The sequence below is a fragment of the Massilia genomosp. 1 genome, from assembly GCF_011682185.1.
GTDB lineage: Bacteria > Pseudomonadota > Gammaproteobacteria > Burkholderiales > Burkholderiaceae_D > Telluria_A > Telluria_A rubra.
The window spans coordinates 1-361 of sequence record NZ_WHJF01000439.1 but is presented as its reverse complement, the minus strand read 5'-3'; the positions used below and the strand labels follow the sequence as shown (position 1 = coordinate 361).

The window sequence follows — 361 nt, the reverse complement described above, 5'->3', positions numbered from 1 at the left end:
AAACTGAACCCGATTCATCGTCGCCATAATCTTCTCCCGCCTGCGCCACCGCGCACGCATATGCAAGGTTGGACACGTAACGGCGACCAAAGTTCAGTTATGCTGAAGATCAGCGCTAATCACCAACTATATTGAAATCGAAAATGTATTTCATCGGACATATTTGATTTAACTTTTCTGGCTTAAAGTGAAAATACGCGCAAAAAAAAACTCGGCGGCGGTGCTGCAGTCAACAGAGCCTCTTGCAAAACTAGCGGAACGGATGAAAATTGCTTGGCAGCGCAAGCGAAAAGGTGGGAGTGGGCGCCCATTTCTGGCATGATTTAGTTTCTGAAGCTTAATCAAAACGCCCACACCATGA

1 protein-coding gene is annotated in these 361 nt (G+C 46.5%); it reads right to left on the bottom strand.

All coding sequences use genetic code 11. The features are described from left to right. Positions 1 to 168: 168 nt before the first annotated feature. On the bottom strand, positions 169 to 361 hold a 193-nt coding region (locus F1735_RS36110; RefSeq protein ID WP_222853203.1), incomplete at its 5' end, for a hypothetical protein.